Annotated in this window: 6 protein-coding genes; all 6 read left to right on the top strand. The window is 36.5% G+C overall.

Annotated elements, in window-relative coordinates; genetic code table 11:
• Window positions 1-464 precede the first annotated feature (464 nt).
• The 6 genes from ABXH34_RS02480 (at window position 465) to ABXH34_RS02455 (ending at window position 6325) form a co-directional block, all read left to right on the top strand.
• Window positions 465-1688, top strand: a complete 1224-nt coding sequence (locus ABXH34_RS02480) for an aspartate kinase (RefSeq protein WP_353570275.1) — start codon at window positions 465-467, stop codon at window positions 1686-1688.
• Between the two features lie 49 nt (window positions 1689-1737).
• A complete protein-coding gene (gene csrA, locus ABXH34_RS02475; RefSeq protein WP_353570274.1) occupies window positions 1738-1935 on the top strand; it encodes a carbon storage regulator CsrA in 198 nt (65 codons plus the stop codon).
• A 73-nt stretch (window positions 1936-2008) separates the two neighbouring features.
• Window positions 2009-2785, top strand: a complete 777-nt coding sequence (gene hisN / locus ABXH34_RS02470) for a histidinol-phosphatase (RefSeq protein ID WP_353570273.1) — start codon at window positions 2009-2011, stop codon at window positions 2783-2785.
• A 330-nt stretch (window positions 2786-3115) separates the two neighbouring features.
• Window positions 3116-4039, top strand: a complete 924-nt coding sequence (locus ABXH34_RS02465; protein ID WP_353570272.1) for a sulfurtransferase — start codon at window positions 3116-3118, stop codon at window positions 4037-4039.
• A 408-nt stretch (window positions 4040-4447) separates the two neighbouring features.
• Window positions 4448-5452 carry a hypothetical protein gene (locus ABXH34_RS02460; protein WP_353570271.1) on the top strand — a complete coding sequence of 335 codons (1005 nt, stop codon included), beginning with the start codon at window positions 4448-4450 and terminating at the stop codon, window positions 5450-5452.
• 120 nt (window positions 5453-5572) lie between these two features.
• Window positions 5573-6325: a hypothetical protein gene (locus ABXH34_RS02455; protein WP_353570270.1), complete on the top strand. Its 753-nt coding sequence runs from the start codon at window positions 5573-5575 to the stop codon at window positions 6323-6325.
• The last annotated feature ends 15 nt before the right edge of the window (window positions 6326-6340 follow it).

Below are 6340 nucleotides of genomic sequence, written 5' to 3'. Positions count from 1 at the left end.
GTATTCCATCTCTCATATTATAAGCCATTCTTGAGTTTAGGGAGATAAATCTGTTCGCCTGAAAGGCGAAGGTTTTAACCTTATACATGGAAATAAAATAAAATGGCTCAAATCACACCTTAATTGCTCTAATAGCATCAAATTTTGATCGTATTCCACAACACAATATTACTCTATTTTTGTTGCCATATCCCCAAGCTGTACTTTTAAATCTAAAATAATTCAGTATCTTATAAAATCCCTATACTCAAATCAGATTATGCAATAAATGCTAAGTATGTGCATAATAGCAGTGACTCAAACATCTTCAGCAGTGCAATAAAATAACCAAAGAACTACTCGTCTTAGTTTAGTGAATACTTTTATTTACAGAACTGGCTCACTTTAAACCTATATCTGACTTTATCTCTTTAGTAAAATAGTGTTTAATACGCTTAAGCTTAGCCAATATTAAAGGACTAACAATGGCACTGATTGTACAAAAATATGGTGGTACTTCGGTTGGCTCGATTGAAAAAATTCGTAATGTCGCACACAAAGTCATGGCAAACCGCGATCAAGGACATGATGTTGTTGTTGTCGTATCAGCAATGAGTGGTGAAACCAACCGTCTTGTTGAAATGGCCAAATCTATCTCTGACCCGCCTAATCCACGTGAATACGATGTATTGGTTTCTACTGGTGAACAAGTCACGATTAGCCTATTGAGCATGGTGCTTGATTCAGAAGGCTATCCTGCACGCTCTTATACTGGCTGGCAAGTCGGTATTAAAACCGATGCAATTCATAATAAAGCCCGTATTAAAGAAATCGATGAGCACAATATTCGTGAAGACTTGAATCAAGGTCGCGTTGTTGTGGTGGCAGGATTCCAAGGCATTGATGATAAGAACAATATTACAACATTAGGCCGTGGTGGTTCAGATACGACCGCCGTTGCGATTGCTGCTGCCTTGAAAGCAGATGAATGTCAAATCTATACTGATGTTGATGGTGTTTACACAACTGATCCCAGAATTGAACCTCATGCACGTCGTTTAGACAAGATTTGCTTTGAGGAAATGCTGGAATTAGCCAGCTTGGGTGCGAAAGTCTTACAAATTCGTTCAGTAGAATTCGCCAGTAAATATAATGTACCATTGCGTGTACTCTCATCATTTCAGGAAGGCTCAGGGACGCTCATCGTGCCAGAGGAACAAATTATGGAACAAGCATTAATTTCAGGCATAGCTTTTAACCGCGACGAAGCAAAATTAACCATATTAGGTGTGCCAGACAAACCCGGTATTGCATATAAAATTTTAGGGTCGATTTCTGATGCTAATATTGAAGTGGATATGATTATCCAAAACGTGGCAGCCGATGGTACGACAGATTTCACCTTCACCGTCCACCGCAATGACTTTAAGCAAGCACAAGACATCTTGCGTGCAACAGCTCAAGCATTGGGTGCGCGTGAAGTTAAAGGCGATGATTGTATTGTGAAAATTTCTTTGGTGGGTGTGGGAATGCGTTCTCATGCAGGCATTGCCAGTAAAATGTTTGGGACATTGGCTGATGAAGGCATTAATATCCAAATGATTTCGACTTCTGAAATTAAGATTTCAATTGTAGTCGATGAGAAGTATTTAGAGTTAGGTGTGCGTGTTTTACATTCGGCTTTTGGTTTGGAGGAGGCCACAGCATAACAGGTGTTTAAGATGGAATGAGCACCATAAAATTAACGGAGGAACTGTTATGTTAATATTGACAAGGCGTGTTGGAGAATCACTGATGATTGGTGATGAAGTCACAGTGACGGTGTTAGGAGTCAAAGGGAATCAAGTGAGAATTGGTGTGAATGCGCCGAAAGACATAGCGGTTCACCGAGAAGAGATTTATCAACGTATTCAGCAAGAAAAAATACCTTCCTCAGAAGACGATAAAGAAAGTTAATCACGTTTAGGGCTGACGGCTTCTGTATCAATTACAGGGATGTCAGTCCTCTTATCTAAAGTAAAGCAATCCCATGTTAGATACATTACCTTTGGAATTTATTGGTTTAGCCCATCGCTTAGCGGATGCCAGTGGTACAGTTATTCGCCAATATTTTCGTACCCCAATTTTCGTAGATGACAAAGCGGATGCCAGCCCTGTGACCATTGCTGACCGTGAAGCTGAGCGGATTATGCGTGAGTTGATTCAGCAAGTGTACCCTCAACATGGTATTTATGGCGAAGAAATGGGAGTAAAAAATAAGGATGCAGAATTTGTTTGGGTATTAGACCCGATTGATGGCACAAAATCTTTTATCACAGGTAAACCTTTATTTGGCACTTTGATTGCGTTGTTACATTATGGGCAACCCATTTTAGGCATGATAGACCAGCCAATTACCCGTGAGCGTTGGGTGGGTGGTTTGAATTTGCCGACAACATTGAATGGTCAAACCGTTAAAGTCAGAAATTGTCCTGAATTAAACCAAGCCATTCTATATGCAACAACACCATTGATGTTTGAAGGACAGGATAAAATTGCCTTTGAACGCTTATGTCAGCAGATTAAATTACCTTTGTATGGCGCAGATTGTTACGCTTATGCTCTATTGGCAATGGGTTTGGTTGATTTGGTGGTGGAGGCTGATTTATCACCGTATGACTATTGTTCACATATCCCAATTATTGAACAAGCTGGTGGCATTATTACCGATTGGCAAGGAAAGGCCTTGGGCTTAGAGTCTGATGGTCGAGTTGTTGCTGCTGGGGATAAGGCATTGCATCAAAAAGTGTTAGATATTTTATCTTGAGTCCAAGAACTCAATTTTGGATGAATATGTAGTTATTTTAAGATGATACAAGATTAGCAGCCCTATGTTTTAAAACTATCTGATATTTAAAGTATTTCAGGATTGCCCGTCCTCACACTCAAGACGGAATTGACTATAGTTGATTTATTGCCATTTAGCCATTGATGTGATGTGCTTACATTTTTTTTAATCCGACTTCCTACCCTTTTATTTAAGCCTTGTTTACACGCTTTTAGTTTAGTGTCAGCCTGAAAAAGGCTGTACCAATATTAATAATAACAGCTTGATTTATGAGGCTTTTAAACATGACTTACATCAAAGGAGCATTTTATGTTTAATCGATTTTACATCTATGTATTTTTACTGTGTTTTCCATTTAGCAGCCATGCTTTGCAGATTTCCCAACCTCTAGTTGATACTGATTGGCTAGAACAACATCAAGATGAAATTATCATCCTAGATATTCGCGCTAAAGTAAAGAATTACACCGAAATAGGCCATATCCCTAATGCCGTATTAATCGAATGGAAAAAAATTCGGGCTAATAAACAAGTTGGAAATGTTTTGCTAGAAAAATTAGTGCCGAATAAAGATGATTTTGCAGCATTCATGGAATCCAAAGGTGTGAGTAATGACAGTACTGTAGTTATTACCAGTCAAGGCAAAAATTCCAGTGATATGACAATGGCAACCCGCCTGTACTGGACAATGAAGTATTTTGGGTTTGATAATATGGCTATTCTGAATGGGGGCACCGATAAATGGATAGCAGATGGACACTCGATTACAAAAGAGCTGACTATACCTCCTCAAAAAGGCTCATTCAAAATAGAATATGAACGTACGGAATTACTGGCGACTACTGCGGATATAGAGCAAGCTATTTCTAACCAAGAAATGCAAATTATTGATACCCGTTCACTTAATTTCTACCTTGGCTTAACGATTAAGCCTTATGTATATAAAAAAGGCCATATTCCAACCGCGAAAAATTTTCCTCATGAGATGATTACTTATTGGAAAGCACCCGCCGTTATGATGGACATACAGGAAATACAAACGTCATTGGATGCCTTAGGAGTGGATGCACAAAAACCAAGTATTGCCTATTGTAATAGTGGTCATTTAGCAACAGGGGCGTGGTTTATTTTAAGTGAGTTATTAAATAATAAAAATGCTCGCTTATATGATGGTTCAATGCACGAATGGACAAAAGACCCAAATCGTCAAACTGTGATGATGAAAGTTGAGTAAAATTTTAGTTTTTTCTCGTTCTATACAATTTTCAGAACGAGAAAATTTATTGTAAATACATTTTTTATAGAATACTCTGTTTTAAGATAGTTTTTTTGCTTTTAACATTAAAAAGACACTATTTATAGCATATTGCTTGCGATCCTCCCCAATTTATAATAATTTCATGTTTATTACCAAACAGCTATGAAACCATGTTACATGTAGGTTAAACTACGCAGCGTTGGCATTTATACAACAATTTAAACTGTCATTTTTTCTAATGCCCTGTTAAATATATGTCAAATAAATACAGTGACTAAGCTTATGGCAAACTTAATCTTAGGCATAAGGGTTGCTTTACAATAGATATTCACAAAAGTGCCCAAGATATATAACAATAACACTCGATAGGTTCCGAATAACACCATGTCTACTACACTTAAAGTTTCGCCAGTTGAATTGACAAATACTGACCATTCCGTATTGAAGGTGGCTTTAAGTTTGGTCGCAAAAGCAAATGTAGAAGCTAAATTATTACCTGCTCATGACCATAGTGGCAACGTATTCATTGTTGATATAGATAAACCTGAAGGAAAGCAGTTTTTTGCAGAGTTTAAACCATCAAAGCAAGCTGAATTATTATTAATTTCAAGTGAAATGACGGAAGAACTTCATCACCAACATTTTTTACATAAACCGATCCGTGTCCAAACTATAAAAGATATGTTGATTGATATAAAAGAAGGACTTGATACCCCTCGTAATTTTAAAGCCCCTAGCAGCAGCTTGCTGGATGCAAACCAAGTACAGCCAAAGGGTGAATTCAATCCAGATAAAAATTTATTTTTTACTTTATTAAAAACTCAAAAAAAACAAAAAGTAGTGCAAATTTACTGCCCACCACATTCAGCCTTATTTGTGAATGGCTTAGATAATGTCATAGCCACCTCAGCAACAAAAGAAACCTTGTGGAAAATTACCCATTTATTAAATACAGGCATTAATAATTTACAATTATCTCAGGCTGATTTTAGCGTTCTAGCTAAAGGCCAACGAATCATCCCACTTAAAAATATTTTATGGACAACGGCGTTATACCTCTCACAAAGTCAAATTGCGGCTCCTGATGTGACGATAGATACACCGATACAATTAAAAATGTGGCCAAATTTTTCTCGTTTAGATTTTGAACCTGAACACATGCAACTCACTACTTTAATGACAAGTAAAGCCTTGAGCTTAAAGCAAGCTGCGCAACAAACCCGATTCCCCGAATCTTTTGTGATTGGTTTTTTCAATGCAATATGGGTGATGGATTTAGTCATAATTAATCCTAATCAACAATCTGCTATCAATACAAAATCCAAGACCACTGTCAAATCCAGCCTATTACAAAAAATCGCTAATAGATTGAAATTAAAGAGTGCTTAATATTTTTTAATTTTTTTCGTAAAAAGCCTGAAATAATTCCTTCGTTTTGTCCGTTTAATTAAACAAGACCATGCATTTGCTTGTTTCTTCAAAATGGCTATCAAAGAAGGATAAAAAAAAATGGCTATTCCTGTACATAAAAATCCAAGTTCTGATTTGACAATTTTTGTAGACCCATCTTGGTTAATTGCATCAGAAAAATATTTGATCAGTCATGCCTTAGAATCTGTGTTAACAGAATTCAGTTCAGAACAAACAATCCAAAGACAAGTTGATGAATTTGTAAATAGTTTCAGTGGAATATATCAATTAACAGATTATGATATACGCAACTTTTGCACACGTTTAAAACAAACTACGCCCAAACAACATACCACTAAATTATTAGAATTTATCAGCATTCGTAACACAGTCTCTAGCCATGTGACACAAAATTTTAATGAAATTGCAGACTGTTTGAGTAGAAGTTTTGAGTTTAAACCAGATAAGTTAAATACCTCTCTCTATCATGATGTATTTTGCACAGGGATTGAATATGCGGTGACAAATATCAAAAAAGGCAAATCTATTATTATGATTACGGGTTCGCCTGCTAAAAATGAATGTCAACGTATCATTGAAATGGCGCTTAAACGTCGAGTCAAAATCCATGTTTTATTTACAACAGATGGCAAAGCACATCAATGTGATATTGAATTCTATAAATTTGTTACAGACACTTTAGATAGCCAGTTTTTTGAATTAAAAAGAGGGTTTATTACTGAAATGGAGTTAGAAAAAATTTTTCGAAGCATTATTAAGCCCACTGGTTTAGCAGCATGGTCGAATAAGCCAAATCAATCTGACAGTCCTTTTTCATATTTACTGAATTAATAAGTCTCCTTTTCC

This window comes from Candidatus Albibeggiatoa sp. nov. BB20 (assembly GCA_016744725.1).
GTDB lineage: Bacteria > Pseudomonadota > Gammaproteobacteria > Beggiatoales > Beggiatoaceae > Albibeggiatoa.
Note: the sequence above shows the minus strand (reverse complement) of the source record. Positions and strands in the feature narration are given on the sequence as shown.